Origin of the sequence: Bacillus licheniformis DSM 13 = ATCC 14580 (assembly GCF_000011645.1) — a bacterium.
GTDB lineage: Bacteria > Bacillota > Bacilli > Bacillales > Bacillaceae > Bacillus > Bacillus licheniformis.
On record NC_006270.3, the window covers coordinates 1,818,160 to 1,839,355 of the forward strand.

Sequence of the window (21,196 nt, forward strand, 5' to 3'; positions counted from 1 at the left end):
ATGGATATGAATCAATATTTAGACGTCTTTATTGAAGAAAGCAGAGAACATTTGCAAACCTGTAACGAAAAATTGCTCGAACTCGAAAAAAATCCGACAGACTTGCAGCTTGTCCATGATATTTTCAGAGCGGCTCATACCTTGAAAGGGATGAGCGCAACGATGGGCTATGAAGACATGGCTCATTTAACGCACAGTCTGGAAAACGTGCTGGATGCGATTCGAAATGAAGAAATGACCATCACGTCAGAGTGGATGGACGTCATGTTTGAAGCGCTCGATGACCTTGAAGCAATCGTCCTTTCGATCATCGAAGGCGGCGACGGCAAAAGAGATGTTTCCGAAGTCTGCGCCAAGCTTGATGTGACAGGGGCAAACAAGGAGGCGGCAGCAGCGGCAGAAGCGCCTGAAGCGGCGTCTTCCGAAACGAAATGGTCCTATGACGAATTTCAACGAACGGTCATCGCCGAAGCTGAGGAACAAGGCTTTAAATGTTTCGAAATCAAAGTTGCATTGAAAGAGGACTGTCTGTTGAAGGGCGTTCGGGTGTACATGGTATTTGAGCAGCTGAACGAGGTCGGCGAAGTCGTTAAAACGATTCCGGAAACAGAAGTCCTTGAATCGGAGGATTTTGATTCCGAATTCGTCATCTGCTTTTTAAGCAAACACGGAAAAGAAGAGATTTTCAACAAAATCAACGGCGTATCTGAAATTGAAAAAATAGAAGTGACCGAGCTGAAAAACGATTTTTCGGCACAAGAAGAAGCGAAGCCCGCCGCATCCGAAAAAGAAACCGCACCGAAAGAGGCGGAGAAAAAACCGGCTAAGCAGCCGGACGGCAAAAAAGACGCGGCGAAACCTGCGGCAGGCGGCGGAACGAAGACGATCCGCGTCAACATCGACCGCCTCGATTCATTAATGAACCTGTTTGAAGAGCTGGTCATTGACAGGGGGCGCTTAGAGCAGATCGCCAAAGAGCTAGAACACAGCGAATTAACGGAAACCGTCGAACGGATGACTAGAATTTCAGGCGACCTGCAGTCGATCATCCTCAATATGAGAATGGTTCCGGTAGAAACGGTGTTCAACCGATTCCCGCGCATGGTCCGCCAGCTGACAAAAGAATTAAATAAAAAGATCGAGCTGTCGATTTTCGGAGCGGAAACAGAGCTTGACAGAACGGTAATAGACGAAATCGGCGACCCGCTTGTCCACCTCTTGAGAAACAGCCTTGATCACGGGATCGAGGCGCCTGAAGTCAGGGTGAAAAACGGTAAACCTGAAACCGGTCAAGTCCGCCTGAAAGCATACCACAGCGGTAACCATGTCTTTATCGAGGTGGAGGATGACGGCGCCGGCATCAACCGCAAAAAGGTGCTCGAAAAAGCGCTTGAGCGCAACGTCATTACTGAACGCGAAGCCGAAACGATCGAAGATCATGAAATCGACGCGCTCATTTTTGCGCCGGGATTCTCAACCGCAGATCAAATCTCGGATATTTCAGGACGCGGAGTCGGCTTAGACGTTGTCAAAAGCAAGCTGGAATCGTTGGGCGGTTCTGTCAGCATCAAATCGAGCGAAGGCGAAGGTTCGCTTTTCTCCATCCAGCTTCCGCTTACACTGTCGATCATTTCCGTGCTGTTAGTCAAACTTGAAAATGAAACGTTTGCGATTCCGATTTCTTCTATTATAGAAACGGCTGTCATCGATAAGAAAGATATTCTTCAAACGCACGACCGCGAAGTGATCGATTTCAGGGGCCATATCGTACCGGTGGTTTACCTGAAAGAACAGTTTAATGTTGAGGATTCTTCAGATGATCTTGATCAGCTTCACGTCATCGTCGTGAAAAAAGGAGACAAGCTGACGGCATTTGTTGTCGACTCCTTTATCGGCCAGCAGGAAGTCGTATTAAAATCACTCGGCGATTATTTAACAAACGTCTTTGCCATTTCCGGCGCGACGATTTTGGGAGACGGACAAGTAGCCCTGATCATCGACTGCAACGCCCTTATTAAATAGAAAGCGAAAGGAGAGCGATCCTCTTGACCACACAGACTACCACCGGTGAGAAAATGATTGTGTTCAAAGTAAATCATAAAGAGTATGCCATCTCTGTATCAGAAGTAATGTCCATTGAAAAATGGCAGCAGCCAACAAGGGTGCCGGGAGTGGAACCGTATATTTGCGGCGTCATTAATTTGAGAGGTGTTGTCACACCTGTCATCGATTTAAGAAAGCGGATTGAAGCGCCTGGAGACACGATTACTGATGAAACGAGAATCATCATCATCACCCATCAGGACATTGAAGTCGGCTGGGTGGTGGATGAGGCGAACGATGTCATCACAGTCGAGGAAGAGGAAATTGAATCGGCTCCCGAAACGGTAGGAAAAGACGGCAGGCAATGGATTAAAGGCATCGTCAAGCAAGGGTCCAGACTTCTCAATCTGATTGACTCTGAAGCTGTTTTAAACCGGAAGTCGAGCCTTGCCGCCGCTTCTGAAAATGTGAAGAAATAAGGAGCCAATGATGAGCGTATTTAACGGAATTAGAGAAGAGCATCTTGATATATTGCGGGAAGTCGGGAATATCGGAGCGGGCCATTCCGCTTCCGCCCTGGCCCTGTTGCTGAACAGGAAAATCGAAATGGAAGTGCCGTTTGTCAAGCTGATGTCGTTTGATGAGCTTGTCAACCTATTCGGCGGTGCAGATCTTCCTGTCGCAAGCATCTTTTTGCGCATGGAAGGGGATTTTCCAGGTTCTATGTTCGTGATCATGCCTTTTTCAGAGGCCGAGCAGCTGATCAGGGAGCTTGTCGGCAATCCGGAATTCGAGATTGACAGCATGACGCCGAACGATATCGGAGCCTCTGCCCTGCACGAACTCGGAAACATTATGGCGGGATCTTATTTGACCGCTCTCGCTGATTTGACAAACCGGCAAATGTACCCGAGCGTCCCAGAACTGACGCTAGATATGTTCGGAGCCGTCATCAGCGAAGGGCTGATCGAGCTCAGCCAAGTCGGAGATCAAGTTATCGTGATCGACAACTCCATTTTTGACGAGGAGCACAACCGGAAAGTTAAAGCGCATTTGTTCCTTCTGCCGGACTATGATTCTTTTGAAAAGCTCTTTCATGCATTGGGTGCAGCGCTATGAAAATCTTAGAAAAAGAAACATCGATTATCAGAGTGGGAATTGCCGATGTAAAAATCGTCCGCACTCCCGACAAGATCAGAACATCGGGTCTCGGTTCGTGCGTCGGGCTCGTGCTGTATGATTTGGAAGCAAAGACGGCCGGTCTCGTCCACGTCATGCTTCCGGACTCTTCCTTATCCAAGACGCCGGACATCAACGTGGCAAAATACGCGGACACAGCCGTCGAAGCGACGGTCAAGATGCTGCTTGAAGCCGGATGCCGAAAATACGCTTTGAAAGCGAAAATGGCCGGAGGAGCCGAAATGTTTAAATTTAAGATGACAAATGATTTGATGAAAGTCGGGCCAAGAAATGTGCTTGCGATTAAAAAACATCTATCTCTCTTAAACATTCCGATTGTAAGCGAGGATACAGGCGGAAACAGCGGAAGGACGATCGAGTTCGATCCGCAATCAGCTGAACTTGTCATCCGGACAGTTAAACAAGGTGTAACAACGATTTAATAAGCAATATAGGGGGATAAAGATGCAATCCTTGAACTATGAAGATCAGATGCTTTGGTCGCGGTGGAAAGAATGGAAAGATCCTCAGGCAGGCGATGATTTAATCCGCCGCTATATGCCGCTTGTGACATATCATGTCGGCCGGATAGCCGTCGGCTTGCCCAAGTCCGTTCATAAAGACGATTTGGTCAGCCTTGGCATGCTGGGTTTGTATGATGCCCTTGAAAAATTTGATCCGGGAAGGGATTTGAAGTTTGATACATACGCTTCCTTCAGAATCAGAGGCGCTATCATCGACGGTCTTCGCAAAGAAGACTGGCTTCCGAGAACGTCCCGTGAAAAAACGAAGAAAGTGGAAGCAGCGATCGAAAAGCTCGAACAGCGTTACTTAAGAAATGTTTCGCCGAGCGAAATCGCAGCTGAGCTGGGAATGAGCGAACAAGACGTCGTGACCACAATCAATGAAGGTTTCTTTGCGAACCTCCTTTCAATTGATGAGAAGCTTCACGACCATGAAGACGGGGAGAACGTCCAGGTGATGATAAGGGACGACAAAACGAGCACGCCTGAAGAAAAAATGCTCAAAGACGAACTGATCTCCCAGCTTGCGGAAAAAATAAACGAGCTATCAGAAAAAGAGCAGCTCGTGATCAGCTTATTCTATAAAGAAGAGCTGACGCTGACGGAAATCGGACAGGTTTTGAATTTGTCGACTTCCCGTATTTCACAGATTCACTCCAAGGCGCTTTTGAAATTGAAGCATCTGCTGGATAAAGTGGTGCAATAGCATGTAAGCTGCCGGCATGAAACCGGCAGCATTTTTTAAGCGTCCGACGGGAAGTCTTTTTTTGATTAAATTTCATGGTTAGCGAGTGAAAAATATGTCAACAATATTATGGCTTGTGAGCTTCACGCTCCACGGTATATTGATTTATTTCGTCATCATTTTGAATACGAGGCTCAGCGCTTTCAAGGCAGCGGAGAAAGAGCAAAAACAGCTTTTGGAAGAAACCGAGAATACATTGACCGCTTTTTTGATGGAGTTAAAAGACGAAAATGAAAAACTCGTTCAAGAGATTCGGGCGAATGCCGAAAAAGAGCCGCAAAGACCGGAAACACAGCCTGAAATTCCCGCTCAAACCCCCGTCCTTCCGGAAGCGGACGAATCGCGCGATCTGCCGCTTCACATCGAAGCGATGATCAATGAGGTGGAGCAGGAAGAGGATGAGCTCAATCAAAAGGAGCAGGAAGCATCCATATCCTATGAAGAAGAAGCTCTCGCATTATATGAAAAGGGGCTCTCTCCGGAGGAAATCGCAAGACAGCTGAAAAGCGGGAAAACAGAAATCGAGCTTTTCTTAAAATTTCGCGGAAAGCTCAAAAACGATTCTTGATTGTCGAGAAAGCTTATGTTATATTATTTCTTGGTGTTAATTACACACGCTTAACGATTTATGCAAGCGGTGCTGTGCGATTCTCGCGTGCAGTCCTGCATAAAAATGACCTAAGCGGAGGAAAAAAACCATTATATTAGGAGGAAATAACACATGTCAGTCATTTCTATGAAGCAATTGCTTGAAGCTGGTGTTCACTTCGGCCACCAAACGCGCCGCTGGAACCCAAAAATGAAGCGTTACATCTTCACGGAGCGTAACGGAATCTACATCATCGATCTTCAAAAAACAGTCAAAAAAGTTGAAGAAGCATACAACTTCACGAAAAACCTTGCAGCTGACGGAGGAAAAATCCTTTTCGTCGGTACGAAAAAGCAAGCTCAAGACTCTGTTAAAGAAGAAGCGGAACGTTCTGGAATGTACTATGTCAACCAACGCTGGCTTGGCGGTACATTAACAAACTTTGAAACGATCCAAAAGCGTATCAAACGCCTTAAAGATATCGAAAAAATGCAGGAAAACGGCACATTTGACGTACTTCCTAAAAAAGAAGTCGTTCAATTGAAAAAAGAATTAGAGCGTCTTGAAAAATTCCTCGGCGGAATCAAAGAAATGAAAGAGCTTCCTGACGCACTGTTCATCATCGATCCTCGCAAAGAGCGCATCGCGGTTGCAGAAGCGCGCAAACTGAACATTCCGATCATCGGAATCGTTGACACAAACTGCGATCCTGATGAAATCGATGTTGTCATCCCTGCGAACGATGACGCCATCCGCGCTGTTAAATTGCTGACTTCTAAAATGGCAGATGCCATCCTTGAAGCAAAACAAGGTGAAGAATCAGCTGAAACAGAAGCGAAAGAAGCAGAAACAACTGAAACAACAACTGCTTAACCTGGTCAAAAGGTGATAAGGGGGTCTGCCTTTTATCACCTTTTTTTTCACCAGATCAACATTTACATATTTTGTTTGATATATAAGGAGGAAATCAAAAATGGCAATTACTGCACAAATGGTAAAAGAGCTTCGCGAAAAAACTGGCGCAGGCATGATGGACTGCAAGAAAGCGTTAACTGAAACTGACGGCAACATGGATAAAGCGATCGATCTTCTAAGAGAAAAAGGAATCGCAAAGGCTGCCAAAAAAGCTGACCGCATCGCGGCTGAAGGCTTGACTTTGATCAAAACCGACGGCAACACAGGCGTTATTCTTGAAGTGAACTCTGAAACGGACTTCGTTGCGAAAAACGAAGGCTTCAAGGAGCTTTTGAACGACCTGGCTGACCACATTCTGGCTGAAAAGCCTGAAAGCGTTGAAGCTGCTATGGGTCAAAAAATGGCTAACGGTTCAACTGTAGAAGAATACATCACAAGCGCGGTTGCTAAAATCGGAGAAAAAATCACGCTTCGCCGCTTCGCTGTCCTGACAAAAGGCGATGACGCTGCATTCGGCGCATACCTGCACATGGGCGGAAAAATCGGCGTATTGACTGTCCTTAACGGCACAACTGACGAAGAAACAGCAAGAGACATCGCAATGCACGTTGCAGCTGTAAACCCTCGCTTCATTTCCCGCGACCAAGTGTCAGAAGAAGAAGCGAACCGCGAGCGCGAAATCTTGACTCAGCAGGCGCTTCAAGAAGGCAAGCCTGAAAACATCGTCGCAAAAATGGTTGAAGGCCGCCTGAACAAATATTTCGAAGAAATCTGCCTGCTTGATCAAGCGTTCGTTAAAAACCCGGATGAAAAAGTGAAACAGGTCGTTGCTGCGAAAAACGCAACGGTTGAAACGTTCGTCCGCTACGAAGTTGGAGAAGGTATCGAAAAACGCCAAGAAAACTTTGCTGAAGAAGTTATGAACCAAGTGAAAAAATAAGATTGAAAAGCCGCTTGCCATAAAACACACGGCAGGATCTTTTCAAGGAAAATAGGGGACACAATTTGTGTCCCTATTTTTAAAACAGTTTACAAACCTTTTTTTCTCTTGCATAATAAATAACGGCAAGCATGCACTTGGAGGTTATTATGGAAAAACCAAAGTATAATCGTATCGTATTAAAGCTTAGCGGAGAAGCCCTTGCGGGTGAACAGGGAAACGGCATCAACCCGACCGTGATCCAGTCCATCGCCAAACAGGTGAAAGAAATCGCCGAGCTTGATGTTGAAGTGGCGGTCGTCGTCGGCGGCGGCAACCTGTGGCGCGGAAAAACGGGCAGCGATCTCGGAATGGACCGCGCAACAGCGGACTACATGGGAATGCTTGCAACGGTTATGAATTCCCTTGCGCTGCAAGACAGCCTTGAAACGCTCGGGATTCAGTCAAGAGTTCAGACATCCATCGAAATGAGGCAGGTCGCTGAGCCATACATAAGAAGAAAAGCGATTCGCCATCTTGAAAAGAAGCGCGTCGTCATCTTCGCTGCCGGTACAGGCAATCCATACTTCTCAACGGATACGACAGCAGCGCTCAGAGCGGCTGAAATCGAAGCCGACGTCATCTTAATGGCCAAAAATAATGTCGACGGTGTATACAATGCCGATCCTAGAACTGACGAAACAGCCGTAAAATATGAAAAATTGTCTTATCTCGATGTGTTGAAAGACGGTTTGGCTGTCATGGATTCAACCGCTTCTTCACTTTGCATGGATAACGACATCCCGCTGATCGTCTTTTCTATTATGGAAGAAGGAAATATTAAAAGAGCCGTTTTAGGCGAACAAATCGGTACAATCGTAAGGGGGAAATAACGTGTCAACTCAAGTGATGAATGAAACAAAAGAACGGATGCAAAAAGCGATAAGCGCTTATCAGCGCGAATTGGCCACTGTCCGCGCAGGACGTGCAAATCCGTCATTGCTGGACAAAGTGGCAGTTGAGTATTACGGAGCGCAGACGCCTTTAAACCAGATTGCGTCCATTACAGTTCCAGAAGCGCGCATGCTCGTCATCACACCATATGACAAAACGGCGCTCGGCGATATCGAAAAAGCGATTCAAAAAGCCGACCTCGGTGTAACTCCGTCAAACGACGGCAATATCATCCGGATCACGATCCCTCCTCTAACTGAGGAGCGCAGAAAAGAGCTTGCCAAACTCGTGAAAAAATATTCGGAAGATGCCAAAGTCGCGGTCCGCAACATCCGCCGCGATGCAAATGACGATCTGAAAAAACTAGAGAAAAATGGTGAAATGACTGAGGATGAATTGCGCTCTTCAACGGAAGACGTACAAAAGCTGACAGATGAATATGTGTCAAAAATTGATGAGATCACAAAAGATAAAGAGAAAGAAATCATGGAAGTTTAATGAAAAACTCTGTACAATAGATAATAGTGAAAAGACCCTCTCATGTTTACAGGGGGTTTTTTTGTTAATACTGTTGTTATCTAGAACGATATAACAGGAAAGCAACCTTTTGGGTGATGGAGGACTCTCATGCTCAATATACTCAAAAATTGGAAGAATCAGCATTCGGCTGCTTCCAACATGGAATGTTACACAAAAGAAAATATTTTAAAAGGAGAAATTCCTGAACATATCGCCATTATTATGGACGGAAACGGCCGCTGGGCAAAGAAGCGGGCGATGCCCCGCATCGCGGGTCATCACGAAGGCATGAAAGTGGTCAGACAGACGACAAAGCTTGCCAATGAGCTCGGTGTCAAAGCGTTGACGCTGTATGCCTTTTCGACGGAAAATTGGAAGCGTCCAAAGCTTGAGGTTGACTTTCTGATGAAGCTGCCTGAAGAGTTTCTGGGAACGTATCTCCCGGAGCTGGTCGAAGAAAATGTCCGGGTCCGCATGACAGGCGATAGGGAAGGACTGCCGCCCCACACGATCCGCGCGGTTGAAAAAGCCATCCGTGATACGGAGAACAATGACGGACTTATTCTTAATTTTGCATTGAATTACGGGGGACGTGCAGAAATCGTCAGAGCCGCAAAGAAAATTGCCGAAGAAGCCAAAAAAGGCACATTGAATACCGAGGAAATCGACGAAAAGCTATTTTCCGATTATTTAATGACAGAAACTTTGCAGGACCCTGATTTGCTGATTCGCACAAGCGGCGAGATCAGGCTGAGCAACTTCATGCTTTGGCAGCTTGCCTACAGCGAATTTTTATTTACCGATGTATTGTGGCCTGATTTTAAAGACGTTCACTTGCTTCAGGCTATCGGAGAATATCAGCGTCGCGGGAGAAGGTTTGGCGGAATTTAGAGGATGGTGCAGATGAAACAGAGAATATTGACGGGTGTGATCGCGGCAGCGGTTTTTCTGCCGCTCGTGATTTTCGGCGAGCTGCCGTTCACCCTGCTAGTTTATGCAATAGGTATACTTGCTCTATTTGAACTTTTAAGAATGAAAGGCCTGAAGCTGATCAGCGCTCCGGGTATCATCAGCATGCTGCTGTTGGCGGTTTTGCTGTGTCCAAGCCAATACGCGGAAGACGCTGGGCTGGGTATAACCAAAGGGGAGGTCGTCTTTTTGGCGGTCCTTTTGCTTTTGGCATATACGGTGCTCAGCAAAAACTCGTTTACTTTTGACGAAGCGGCATTCGTGGCGCTGGCAGCAGTTTATATCGGATTCGGGTTTTATTACTTTATTGAAATCAGAAACATCGGACTCAGCTATGTCTTTTTTGCGATCGGCGTCGTCTGGTCAACAGATTCCGGCGCTTATTTTATCGGAAAGGCGTTTGGAAAGCGGAAGCTCTGGCCTGAAATCAGCCCTAACAAAACGGTAGAAGGCTTTTGGGGCGGAATTTTGACAGCGGTCGTTTTTTCCGCGATTTATCAGGCCGCCACAGGTTTTCCGCACGCTTATCTGTTTGTGCTGATCATTACCGTGCTTTTGTCAATCGTCGGTCAGATCGGCGATTTGGCCGAGTCTGCGTTCAAAAGGCATTACCAGGTGAAAGACTCGGGCCGGATCCTCCCGGGACACGGCGGAATGCTGGACCGCTTTGACAGCTTTTTATTTGTCATGCCGGTTCTGTACTTCCTGCTTGTTCTTTTTCAGCCGTTCGGGCTATGATAGAAAAGGGTACTGATAGCTAGAAAGAAACAGAGGTGCGGCAATTTTGAAGAACATATGTCTATTGGGAGCGACAGGCTCCATAGGAGAACAGACGCTTGATGTCATCAAAGCGCATGACGATAAGTTTCGGCTGACCGCCATGACTTTCGGCAAAAACGCCGAAAAAGCGGCAGAAATCATTGAAACCTTTAAACCGAAGTATGTAGGCGTCGGGGATGAGCATACATATGAAACATTAAAACAGCATTCTTTCTCCTACACCTTTAAAACAGGGATCGGGGAGGAAGCTTTAATCGAAGCGGCCGTTATCCCGGAAGCGGATATCGTCGTCAATGCTCTCGTCGGCAGCGTCGGTCTTCTTCCGACTTTAAAGGCGATGGAGCATAAAAAAACAATTGCGCTTGCAAATAAGGAAACTCTCGTGACAGCCGGTCATATAGTGAAAGAACACGCCCAAAAATACGATGTCCCGCTCCTGCCCGTCGACAGCGAACATTCCGCGATTTTCCAGGCCCTTCAGGGGGAAAATCCGAAGCATATCAAACGGCTGATCGTCACGGCTTCAGGCGGCAGCTTCAGGGACAGAACAAGGCGGGAACTTGAAGGCGTCACAGTGGAAGAAGCCCTCAATCATCCAAATTGGTCGATGGGTGCAAAAATCACGATCGATTCGGCTACAATGATGAATAAAGGACTCGAGGTTATTGAAGCCCACTGGCTGTTTGATCTGCCCTATGACCAGATCGATGTCCTCCTTCACAAAGAAAGCATTATTCATTCAATGGTTGAATTCCACGACCGCAGCGTCATCGCCCAGCTTGGCACACCTGATATGAGAGTGCCGATTCAATATGCGCTCAGCCATCCGGAACGCCTGCCGTTTAATGAAGCAAAATCCCTCGATCTCTGGGAAGTCGGACAGCTGAATTTTGCCCAAGCTGATTTTGAAAGGTTCCGCTGCTTACAATTCGCTTATGAATCAGGTAAAATAGGCGGTACAATGCCGACTGTTTTAAACGCGGCCAACGAGGAAGCCGTTGCGGCATTTCTTTCGGGCAGGATTTCCTTTCTTGGAATAGAAGACATCATTGAAAAGGCTTTGGAACGCCATCAGGTGATCGCAAAGCCGAGCCTTCAAGAGATCCGTGAAGTGGACAAAGACGCCAGAAAGTTTGTCCAAACATTACTCACATAAGGTGGTATGTTCGTGAATACTGTGATCGCGTTTATTCTTATTTTTGGAACGCTCGTATTTTTCCATGAGCTTGGTCATCTCATCCTTGCTCAAAGAGCCGGAATACTGTGCCGGGAGTTTGCTATCGGCTTCGGTCCGAAAATCTTTTCGTTTAAGAAAAATGAGACCGTTTATACGATCAGGCTTCTTCCGATCGGCGGCTTTGTCAGAATGGCCGGCGAAGATCCTGAGATGATTGAAGTGAAGCCCGGTTATACGGTCGGGCTGTTGTTCGACAGCGAAAACAAGGTCGAAAAGATCATTATCAACCAAAAAGAAAAGTATCCCGACGCATTGGTCATTGAAGTGGAGCAGGCCGACCTGGAGCACCAGATGAGGATTACGGGCTATGAGCACGGCAATGAAGATCATCTCTCTTCATTTTCTGTCAGTGAAACGTCCTTTTTCATCGTAGACGGGGAAGAAGTCCAGATCGCTCCTTACAACCGCCAATTTCATTCGAAAACGGTTTGGCAGCGCATCAAAGCGATTGCTGCCGGACCGATCATGAACTTTATTTTGGCTTATGTCATACTCGTGATGCTCGGACTGATGCAGGGAGTGCCGTCTGACGAGCCGGTGCTCGGCAAGTTGATAGACAACGGACGGGCGGCGGAAGCAGGCCTCCAGGAGGGAGACCGCATTCAAACGATCAACGGGGAGAACATGAGGTCGTGGACGGATATTGTCAACACGGTCAGAGAACACCCTGAAAAAGAACTGAAAATCGTTTTGATGCGCGACAATGTCAAGCTGACGAAATACGTAACACCTGAAGCTGTCAAGGCAGGGGATGAAACCGTCGGCAGATTCGGCGCTTACAATCCTGTGAAAACAGGCGTTCTGACATCGATTTCCTACGGTGCGACCGAAACGGCGACAGTGGCCCAGAGCATCGTCACCAATCTCGGAAAGCTCGTCACAGGACAATTCTCAATCGACATGCTGGCCGGTCCTGTCGGCATTTATGACATGACAGACCAAGTGGCCAAGACAGGCGTTATCAACCTGCTGAAGCTGGCCGCATTTTTAAGCATCAACCTCGGGATCGTCAACCTTCTGCCAATCCCTGCGCTGGACGGCGGAAGACTGTTGTTCCTGTTTATTGAAGCGATCCGCGGGAAGCCGATCAACCGCGAAAAAGAAGCGTTTGTCGTCTTTATCGGCGTCGCATTTTTGATGCTCCTAATGCTTGTCGTCACATGGAACGATATCCAGCGCTTATTTCTGTAAAACCAATCGCCTTTTTTAAGTGCAGCCAAGCCTTTTAAAAGGCTCTTTTTTAGGGACACCGTTCCCGACTCAAAAAAGTAACCAACTGAAACAAATGAGGTGCGAATGAATGAGACAGAGCAGGACTTTAATTCCTACGCTCCGCGAAGTGCCGGCTGATGCTGAAGCGAAAAGCCATCAGCTTCTTCTCAGAGCAGGGTTTATCAGACAAAACACAAGCGGTGTATACAGCTATATGCCTCTTGCCAATAAAGTCATTCATAAAATCCAGAGCATTGTCCGCGAAGAAATGGAGAAAATCAATGCCGTCGAAATGCTGATGCCGGCGCTCCAGCAGGCGGAAACTTGGCAGGAATCGGGAAGATGGTATACGTACGGTCCTGAGCTCATGAGGCTGAAAGACCGCCACGGCCGTGAATTTGCCCTAGGCGCAACACACGAAGAGGTCATCACAAGCATCGTCAGAGATGAAGTGAAATCGTACAAGCGCCTTCCGCTGACCCTTTACCAGATCCAATCGAAGTTCCGCGATGAAAAGCGCCCGCGCTTCGGTCTGTTGAGAGGCCGGGAATTCATCATGAAGGATGCGTATTCCTTCCATTCCTCCGCCGAAAGCCTTGATGAAACGTACAATGATATGTATCAGGCGTATACGAATGTGTTTACGCGCTGCGGCCTGAATTTCAGACCGGTCATTGCAGACTCAGGCGCGATGGGCGGAAAGGATACCCATGAATTTATGGCATTGTCCGATGTCGGTGAGGATACAATTGCGTATTCTGATCAGTCTTCATACGCCGCCAACATTGAAATGGCTGAAGTGAAGGAAACAGATGCCGGCGAGCAGGCAGAAATGAAAGAGCTGCAGGAAGTCCACACACCTTCGGTCAAAACGATCGAAGAGGTTGCCGCATTTCTTGGCATATCCCCGTCAGACTGCATTAAATCAATGCTGATGAAAGCAGACGGACGTTTTGTCCTCGTCTTGACGAGAGGGGATCACGAAGTCAATGATGTTAAGGTGAAAAACCTGCTTCAAGCAGAAATAATCGAATTCGCGAGCGCCGAAGAGGTTGCAGAGATAACAGGCACTGAACCCGGTTTTGTCGGACCGGTGGGGCTCGACCGCGAAATCGAAATCTTTGCAGACTTTGCTGTGAAGGCGATGGCAAACGCAGCAGCTGGAGCGAATAAAACAGATTACCATTATCAAAACGTGAATATCAGCCGGGATGCGCACAATGTGACATTCGCCGATCTCCGCTTTATCCAGGAAGGAGACCCTTCACCGGATGGAAAAGGAACGATCCGTTTTGCAAAAGGAATCGAAGTCGGACAAGTCTTTAAGCTCGGCACCCGCTATTCTGAAGCGATGGACGCCACATACCTTGATGAAAACGGACGCGCTCAGCCGATGCTGATGGGCTGCTATGGAATCGGGATTTCCCGGACGCTTTCGGCCATCGTTGAGCAGCATCATGACGATAAAGGCTTGATCTGGCCGCTGGAAGTGACGCCGTATGACCTGCATATCCTCGCGCTTAATATGAAAAATGACGCGCAAGTTCAGCTTGCCGAAAAGCTGTATGAAGAATTTAAAGCGAACGGCTATGACGTACTGTTTGATGACCGTGCCGAACGGGCCGGCGTTAAATTTGCAGATTCCGATTTGATCGGTCTGCCGATCCGCATCACGGTCGGAAAAAGAGCTGACGAAGGCGTTGTCGAAGTGAAGATCCGCAAAACCGGAGAATCCTTTGAAATCGCTGCTGATGAGCTGTTTGACTTTATCGAAAAACAAGTCAAGAGCTTATCTTCTCACTCTTAAAACATGGTAAACTAGAGTAAAGGAAGGTACCTCGGGAATCGTCCCAAGGTACCTTCAATTATGATTTTCTTTTAGGGAGGAATCTGTCTTGGAAGACCAGCTTTCTGTCAACAGAAGACAGTTTCAAATTCTTCTGCAGCAGCTGAATGTAACGGAAGATACGATGATCCGCCACCTTGAAGGCGGACAAATCATAAAGCTGACCGTTCATAAAAACAAGAAGACATGGCACTTTCACTTTAAATTGAGAAATGTGCTGCCTTATCAAATCTTCGAACGGTTTCACAGCCAGCTGACCCGCACCTTTTCCCATATCGCCCAGGTCACCTGTTCCATCGAGGCGGAAAACCCTTCGATTGACGAGCAGCTTGTTCAGGATTACTGGACGCGCTGCATTCAGGAACTCGATGGTATTTCTCCGCCGATCTTGGCGCTTTTGAACGACCAAAAGCCCAAGCTTACGGGAAACAAAATCCTGCTTAAAACGAAAACAGATACAGAAGCGTCCGCTTTAAAAAAGAAATACAGCTCGCTCATCCAGTCAAGCTACCGCACATTCGGCTTTCCTGAGCTCCAGCTGGACACAGAAATTTTTGTATCAGATCAAGAGATTCAGAAATTCAGAGAGCAAAAAATGGCCGAAGATCAAGAGAGGGCCCTTCAGGCTTTAATCGAAATGGAGAAGCAGGATAAGGAAGCACAAGACGATGAAGCGCCGGCAGGCCCTCTTCAGATCGGCTACCAGATTAAAGACTCTGAAGAAATCAGAACGCTTGACAGCATCATGGATGAAGAGCGGAGAATTACGGTGCAAGGCTATGTATTCGACGCTGAAACAAGAGAGCTGAAAAGCGGCAGAACGCTTTGCATCTTTAAAATAACCGACTATACAAACAGCATTCTTGTCAAAATGTTCGCCCGCGAAAAAGAAGACGCTGTATTGATGAAGTCCCTGAAAAAAGGGATGTGGGTCAAGGCGAGAGGAAGCATACAAAACGATACATTCGTCCGCGATTTGGTGATGATCGCCAACGATGTCAATGAAATCAAAGCGAAAACCCGTGAGGATACAGCGCCAGAGGACGAAAAACGAGTCGAGCTCCACCTCCATTCACCAATGAGCCAGATGGATGCCGTATCAAGCATCGGCAAGCTTGTCGAACAGGCGAAAAAATGGGGGCACCCGGCTATCGCGCTCACTGACCATGCCGTAGTCCAATCGTTTCCGGATGCATTCGCGGCAAGCAAAAAGCATGGCGTGAAAATGATCTACGGACTTGAAGCCAACCTCGTCGACGACGGCGTGCCGATTGCCTACAATCCCGTGCACCGTCTGCTTGAAGAGGAAACATATGTCGTGTTCGACGTCGAGACGACGGGGCTGTCTGCCGTCTATGATACAATCATCGAGCTGGCCGCCGTTAAAGTAAAAGGCGGGGAAATCATCGAACGCTTTGAAAGGTTTGCCAACCCGCATCGACCTTTATCGGCTACGATCATCGAGCTGACGGGGATTACCGATGATATGCTGAAAGATGCGCCCGAAGTCGAAGAGGTCATCCGCGATTTTAAAGAATGGGTCGGTGATCACACGCTTGTCGCTCACAATGCAAGCTTTGACATCGGCTTCATCAATGTCGCCTATAAGCGCCTGCTGAATTCGGAGAAAGTGCAGAACCCGGTCATTGACACGCTTGAGCTGGGCCGTTTTCTTTATCCGGAATTCAAAAACCACAGGCTGAATACGCTTTGTAAAAAGTTTGACATCGAGCTCACCCAGCATCACAGGGCGATTTATGATACCGAAGCGACGGGTTATCTCCTTGTGAAAATGCTGAAAGATGCGGCCGAAAAAAATATCCTGTACCACGATCAGCTGAATGAAAATATGGGGCAGTCCAATGCCTATCAGCGTTCAAGGCCATATCACGCGACACTTTTGGCGGTTAATGAGACAGGCTTGAAAAACCTTTTCAAACTTGTTTCGCTGTCGCATATCCATTATTTTTACAGGGTGCCGAGGATCCCAAGGTCACAGCTTGAAAAGTACAGAGAAGGGCTTTTAATCGGTTCGGCGTGCGACAAAGGCGAAGTATTTGAAGGCATGATGCAGAAATCGCCGGAAGAAGTTGAAGACATCGCTTCATTTTATGACTACCTTGAAGTCATGCCGCCTGAAGTCTACCGGCACCTGCTTCAGCTCGAACTCGTCAGGGATGAAAAAGCGTTAAAAGAAATCATCGCCAACATCACAAAGCTCGGCGAGAAGCTGAATATCCCAGTAGTAGCAACTGGAAATGTCCATTATCTGAACCCTGAGGACAAAATTTACCGGAAGATTCTAGTTTCCTCGCAAGGCGGCGCAAATCCGCTCAACAGGCACGAGCTGCCGAACGTTCATTTCCGTTCGACGGATGAAATGCTTGAGGCCTTTTCATTTTTGGGTGAGGAAAAAGCGAAAGAAATCGTTGTCAAGAACACCCGCATGATCAGCGAGCGAATCGAAGAAATCAAGCCGATCAAAGACGATCTTTACACACCGAAGATCGAAGGCGCAGATGACGAAATCCGCCGCATGAGCTATGAGAAAGCAAGAAGCATTTACGGCGAGGACCTGCCCGAAATCGTCGAAAAACGGATCGAAAAAGAGCTGAAAAGCATAATCGGCCACGGATTCGCCGTCATCTATCTGATCTCTCATAAGCTTGTAAAACGCTCCCTTGATGACGGCTATCTCGTCGGTTCGAGGGGATCGGTCGGTTCTTCCCTTGTCGCAACATTGACGGAAATTACCGAGGTCAACCCGCTGCCACCGCATTACGTCTGTCCGGATTGCCGCCATTCCGAGTTTTTCAACGACGGATCGGTCGGTTCGGGATTTGATTTGCCTGACAAAGACTGTCCGAAGTGCGGAGCGGCCTACAGAAAAGACGGCCACGACATTCCGTTTGAGACGTTCCTGGGGTTTAAAGGGGACAAGGTTCCTGATATCGACTTGAACTTCTCGGGCGAATACCAGCCGCATGCCCACAACTATACGAAAGTCCTGTTCGGAGAGGATAACGTCTACCGTGCGGGAACGATCGGAACAGTCGCCGAAAAAACGGCTTACGGGTATGTCAAAGGGTATGCAAACGACAACAATTTGCATATGCGCGGGGCGGAAATCGACCGACTTGTCCAAGGCTGTACAGGCGTCAAGCGGACGACAGGGCAGCACCCGGGCGGAATTATCGTTGTGCCGGATTATATGGATATTTACGACTTTTCACCAATCCAGTTTCCGGCGGATGCCACAGATTCCGAATGGAAGACGACGCATTTTGACTTCCATTCCATCCATGACAACCTTCTGAAGCTTGATATTCTCGGACACGATGATCCGACGGTCATCCGTATGCTCCAGGATCTTAGCGGGATTGATCCGAAAACGATTCCGACCGATGATCCTGAAGTGATGAAAATTTTCCAAGGGACAGAGTCTTTAGGGGTAACCGAGGAACAGATCGGCTGTAAAACCGGTACACTCGGCATCCCTGAATTCGGAACCCGCTTTGTCAGACAGATGCTTGAGGACACCAAGCCGACGACATTTTCCGAGCTCGTACAGATTTCCGGCCTGTCACACGGTACGGACGTATGGCTCGGCAACGCGCAGGAGCTGATTCACAACAATATTTGTGAACTGAGCGAAGTGATCGGCTGCCGTGATGACATTATGGTGTACTTAATCTACCAGGGGCTTGAGCCATCCCTCGCCTTTAAGATTATGGAGTTTGTCCGTAAAGGAAAGGGACTGACGCCTGAGTGGGAAGAAGAAATGAAGAATAATAATGTTCCGGACTGGTATATCGATTCCTGCAAAAAAATCAAATACATGTTCCCGAAAGCCCACGCTGCGGCATATGTTTTGATGGCGGTCAGGATCGCTTATTTTAAAGTCCATCATCCGCTGCTCTACTACGCAGCATACTTCACCGTGCGGGCCGACGACTTTGACATCGAAACGATGATCAAAGGATCGACAGCGATCAGAGCCGTCATGGATGATATCAACTCTAAAGGCCTTGACGCTTCTCCAAAAGAGAAAAGTTTGCTCACGGTGCTTGAGCTGGCGCTTGAAATGTGCGAAAGGGGCTTCTCTTTCCAAAAAGTCGATTTATACAGATCGAGCGCTTCAGAATTCATCATTGATGGAAACAGCTTGATTCCGCCGTTTAATTCAATACCGGGGCTTGGAACAAACGCCGCCTTGAATATTGTCAAAGCGAGGGAAGAAGGCGAATTTCTTTCCAAAGAAGATTTGCAAAAAAGAGGAAAGGTGTCAAAAACGATCATGGAATACTTGGAGCGCCACGGCTGTCTCGAGTCGCTTCCAGATCAGAACCAGCTGTCATTATTCTAGAAACTGCCTGCTTAAAGCAGGCAGTTTTTTTATCTGTTTTACGGCATAAAGAGCGTTTTTTCGGAATTGGGTGACAAATGCCAGGGGAGAAATGATCACAAAAAAATAAAGGGCTGTCAGATCTGTTGACAATAAATAAACATCAATGTTAGAATTTCCAAAATATAACACTTCGTTTGGAATGTGCTGTCTATTAGATTTCTACTCTCATAACTTAGTTTATTGAACAAATAAACTAAGTTACTTATCAAATTCCTCGCTTGCAGCCGTGTGCTGATTTAATGTGCAATCAATATCTTCGGTTTTTCAACTTTGGCCTTGTTTTGTTCGCCGGCAAATCTAAAAGGAGGTGAGCATGTTGTAGACAGATGGAGTTGCTTGATCTTAACGAACATGATGGGGAGGAAGCAGTACGTGAAACAGAAAGCATTTTTAAAAATGAAAGCGCTTTGTTTGGCACTTTTAGTGATCTTCTCTATGAGCATAGCGTCGTTTTCAGAAAAGACCCGTGCAGCTTCTGCTGAAGAATATCCTCATAATTATGCTGAACTGCTGCAAAAGTCTTTGTTATTTTATGAAGCACAGCGCTCGGGAAGACTTCCGGAAAACAGCCGGCTGAATTGGAGAGGAGACTCCGGGCTTGAGGACGGAAAAGACGTTGGCCTCGATTTAACGGGAGGGTGGTATGATGCCGGCGACCACGTGAAGTTCGGTCTGCCGATGGCTTATTCTGCCGCAATCCTGTCATGGTCGGTCTATGAGTACCGAGATGCCTACAAAGAATCGGGTCAGCTTGATGCGGCGCTGGACAATATTAAATGGGCGACAGACTACTTTCTTAAAGCCCATACGGCTCCTTATGAATTGTGGGGCCAAGTCGGAAATGGCGCTCTAGACCACGCATGGTGGGGGCCGGCCGAAGTAATGCCGATGAAGCGCCCTGCCTATAAGATCGATGCCGGCTGTCCGGGGTCAGACCTTGCTGGTGGTACAGCCGCAGCGCTAGCATCAGCATCAATTATTTTCAAGCCGACAGATTCTTCTTACTCTGAAAAATTACTGGCTCATGCCAAGCAATTGTATGATTTTGCCGACCGCTACCGCGGCAAATATTCAGACTGCATTACAGACGCACAGCAATATTATAATTCGTGGAGCGGGTATAAAGATGAACTGACATGGGGAGCTGTCTGGCTCTACTTGGCAACAGAAGAACAACAATATTTGGATAAAGCCCTTGCTTCGGTCTCAGATTGGGGCGATCCCGCAAACTGGCCTTACCGCTGGACGCTTTCCTGGGATGACGTCACTTACGGAGCACAGCTGCTGCTCGCTCGTCTGACAAACGATTCCCGTTTTGTCAAATCTGTCGAACGCAATCTTGATTATTGGTCGACAGGCTACAGTCATAATGGAAGCATAGAACGGATCACGTATACGCCGGGCGGTTTGGCCTGGCTTGAGCAGTGGGGATCATTGCGATACGCTTCGAATGCCGCTTTTCTCGCTTTCGTTTATTCCGATTGGGTGGATACAGAAAAAGCGAAAAGATATCGGGATTTTGCTGTTCGGCAAACGGAGTATATGCTAGGAGATAATCCGCAGCAGCGAAGCTTTGTCGTTGGATACGGTAAAAATCCGCCGAAACATCCGCATCACCGTACAGCACACGGTTCATGGGCCAATCAGATGAATGTGCCTGAAAACCATCGCCATACCCTATACGGCGCATTAGTCGGCGGTCCGGGAAGGGACGATTCGTACCGAGATGACATAACAGATTATGCGTCAAACGAAGTTGCGATCGATTATAATGCCGCTTTTACCGGCAACGTAGCGAAAATGTTTCAGCTGTTCGGGAAAGGCCATGTTCCGCTGCCTGATTTTCCGGAGAAGGAAACACCTGAGGACGAATATTTTGCAGAGGCATCAATCAACAGCTCCGGAAACAGCTATACTGAAATCCGGGCGCAGCTCAATAACCGTTCGGGATGGCCGGCAAAGAAAACCGATCAATTGTCTTTCCGCTACTACGTTGACTTGACGGAAGCTGTAGAAGCGGGATATTCCGCCGAAGATATAAAAGTCACAGCCGGCTATAACGAAGGGGCCTCGGTATCAGAGCTGAAGCCGCATGACGCTTCAAAGCACATTTACTATACAGAAGTCAGCTTCAGCGGGGTTTTGATTTATCCAGGCGGTCAATCCGCCCATAAAAAAGAAGTGCAGTTCCGCCTTTCGGCACCAGACGGAACGTCTTTTTGGAACCCGGAAAATGACCACTCTTATCAGGGTCTGTCACATGCGCTTCTGAAGACGCGGTATATTCCTGTTTATGATGATGGACGGCTCGTTTTCGGACATGAGCCCGGTTACTAGATATTGAACTTCAAGAGGAG

The 21,196-nt window shown here is 47.6% G+C and carries 17 protein-coding genes; all 17 read left to right on the forward strand.

Annotated elements, in window-relative coordinates:
• The 17 genes from TRNA_RS30730 (at position 1) to TRNA_RS30815 (ending at position 21,176) form a co-directional block, all read left to right on the forward strand.
• On the forward strand, positions 1-2,022 hold the full coding sequence (locus TRNA_RS30730; RefSeq protein WP_009328508.1) for a chemotaxis protein CheA: 2,022 nt from the start codon (positions 1-3) through the stop codon (positions 2,020-2,022).
• A 23-nt stretch (positions 2,023-2,045) separates the two neighbouring features.
• Entirely contained in the window at positions 2,046-2,522 is a 477-nt protein-coding gene (locus TRNA_RS30735; protein ID WP_003181816.1) for a chemotaxis protein CheW, read from the forward strand.
• A gap of 10 nt (positions 2,523-2,532) precedes the next feature.
• Entirely contained in the window at positions 2,533-3,162 is a 630-nt protein-coding gene (locus tag TRNA_RS30740) for a chemotaxis protein CheC (protein ID WP_003181818.1), read from the forward strand.
• The gene (locus tag TRNA_RS30745; protein WP_003181820.1) at positions 3,159-3,665 is read left to right on the forward strand and encodes a chemotaxis protein CheD; all 507 of its coding nucleotides are present in this window, start codon (positions 3,159-3,161) and stop codon (positions 3,663-3,665) included. Before TRNA_RS30740 ends, TRNA_RS30745 begins: the two co-directional genes overlap by 4 nt.
• Positions 3,666-3,687: 22 nt before the next feature.
• Positions 3,688-4,452: a FliA/WhiG family RNA polymerase sigma factor gene (locus tag TRNA_RS30750; RefSeq protein ID WP_003181822.1), complete on the forward strand. Its 765-nt coding sequence runs from the start codon at positions 3,688-3,690 to the stop codon at positions 4,450-4,452.
• A 94-nt stretch (positions 4,453-4,546) separates the two neighbouring features.
• Positions 4,547-5,059, forward strand: coding sequence for a DUF6115 domain-containing protein (locus TRNA_RS30755; protein ID WP_003181825.1), 513 nt, complete (start codon positions 4,547-4,549; stop codon positions 5,057-5,059).
• A 153-nt stretch (positions 5,060-5,212) separates the two neighbouring features.
• On the forward strand, positions 5,213-5,953 hold the full coding sequence (gene rpsB, locus TRNA_RS30760; RefSeq protein WP_003181828.1) for a 30S ribosomal protein S2: 741 nt from the start codon (positions 5,213-5,215) through the stop codon (positions 5,951-5,953).
• Between the two features lie 100 nt (positions 5,954-6,053).
• A complete protein-coding gene (gene tsf, locus TRNA_RS30765; RefSeq protein ID WP_003181832.1) occupies positions 6,054-6,935 on the forward strand; it encodes a translation elongation factor Ts in 882 nt (293 codons plus the stop codon).
• A 149-nt stretch (positions 6,936-7,084) separates the two neighbouring features.
• A complete protein-coding gene (gene pyrH / locus TRNA_RS30770; RefSeq protein ID WP_009328506.1) occupies positions 7,085-7,807 on the forward strand; it encodes a UMP kinase in 723 nt (240 codons plus the stop codon).
• A gap of 16 nt (positions 7,808-7,823) precedes the next feature.
• Positions 7,824-8,366, forward strand: a complete 543-nt coding sequence (frr, locus tag TRNA_RS30775; RefSeq protein WP_202604249.1) for a ribosome recycling factor — start codon at positions 7,824-7,826, stop codon at positions 8,364-8,366.
• Between the two features lie 129 nt (positions 8,367-8,495).
• On the forward strand, positions 8,496-9,278 hold the full coding sequence (locus tag TRNA_RS30780) for an isoprenyl transferase (RefSeq protein ID WP_003181841.1): 783 nt from the start codon (positions 8,496-8,498) through the stop codon (positions 9,276-9,278).
• Positions 9,279-9,290: 12 nt separating this feature from the next.
• On the forward strand, positions 9,291-10,094 hold the full coding sequence (locus TRNA_RS30785; RefSeq protein WP_011197978.1) for a phosphatidate cytidylyltransferase: 804 nt from the start codon (positions 9,291-9,293) through the stop codon (positions 10,092-10,094).
• A gap of 46 nt (positions 10,095-10,140) precedes the next feature.
• Entirely contained in the window at positions 10,141-11,292 is a 1,152-nt protein-coding gene (gene dxr / locus TRNA_RS30790; RefSeq protein WP_003181846.1) for a 1-deoxy-D-xylulose-5-phosphate reductoisomerase, read from the forward strand.
• 6 nt (positions 11,293-11,298) lie between these two features.
• Positions 11,299-12,564: an RIP metalloprotease RseP gene (gene rseP, locus TRNA_RS30795; protein ID WP_085959892.1), complete on the forward strand. Its 1,266-nt coding sequence runs from the start codon at positions 11,299-11,301 to the stop codon at positions 12,562-12,564.
• Between the two features lie 109 nt (positions 12,565-12,673).
• Complete coding sequence (locus TRNA_RS30800; protein WP_003181850.1) at positions 12,674-14,392, forward strand: proline--tRNA ligase; 1,719 nt, start codon at positions 12,674-12,676, stop codon at positions 14,390-14,392.
• Between the two features lie 88 nt (positions 14,393-14,480).
• Positions 14,481-18,797, forward strand: coding sequence for a PolC-type DNA polymerase III (locus TRNA_RS30805; protein WP_003181852.1), 4,317 nt, complete (start codon positions 14,481-14,483; stop codon positions 18,795-18,797).
• Positions 18,798-19,211: 414 nt separating this feature from the next.
• A complete protein-coding gene (locus TRNA_RS30815) occupies positions 19,212-21,176 on the forward strand; it encodes a glycoside hydrolase family 9 protein (protein WP_011197979.1) in 1,965 nt (654 codons plus the stop codon).
• Positions 21,177-21,196 lie beyond the last annotated feature (20 nt).

Coding starts and splice junctions, on each gene's coding strand:
- TRNA_RS30780 (WP_003181841.1), top strand. CDS start 8,496: ATGCTCAATATACTCAAAAATTGGAAGAATCAGCATTCGGCTGCTTCC.
- pyrH (WP_009328506.1), top strand. CDS start 7,085: ATGGAAAAACCAAAGTATAATCGTATCGTATTAAAGCTTAGCGGAGAA.
- tsf (WP_003181832.1), top strand. CDS start 6,054: ATGGCAATTACTGCACAAATGGTAAAAGAGCTTCGCGAAAAAACTGGC.
- TRNA_RS30800 (WP_003181850.1), top strand. CDS start 12,674: ATGAGACAGAGCAGGACTTTAATTCCTACGCTCCGCGAAGTGCCGGCT.
- TRNA_RS30745 (WP_003181820.1), top strand. CDS start 3,159: ATGAAAATCTTAGAAAAAGAAACATCGATTATCAGAGTGGGAATTGCC.
- TRNA_RS30785 (WP_011197978.1), top strand. CDS start 9,291: ATGAAACAGAGAATATTGACGGGTGTGATCGCGGCAGCGGTTTTTCTG.
- rseP (WP_085959892.1), top strand. CDS start 11,299: ATGTTCGTGAATACTGTGATCGCGTTTATTCTTATTTTTGGAACGCTC.
- TRNA_RS30730 (WP_009328508.1), top strand. CDS start 1: ATGGATATGAATCAATATTTAGACGTCTTTATTGAAGAAAGCAGAGAA.
- TRNA_RS30750 (WP_003181822.1), top strand. CDS start 3,688: ATGCAATCCTTGAACTATGAAGATCAGATGCTTTGGTCGCGGTGGAAA.
- TRNA_RS30755 (WP_003181825.1), top strand. CDS start 4,547: ATGTCAACAATATTATGGCTTGTGAGCTTCACGCTCCACGGTATATTG.
- TRNA_RS30740 (WP_003181818.1), top strand. CDS start 2,533: ATGAGCGTATTTAACGGAATTAGAGAAGAGCATCTTGATATATTGCGG.
- rpsB (WP_003181828.1), top strand. CDS start 5,213: ATGTCAGTCATTTCTATGAAGCAATTGCTTGAAGCTGGTGTTCACTTC.
- frr (WP_202604249.1), top strand. CDS start 7,824: ATGAATGAAACAAAAGAACGGATGCAAAAAGCGATAAGCGCTTATCAG.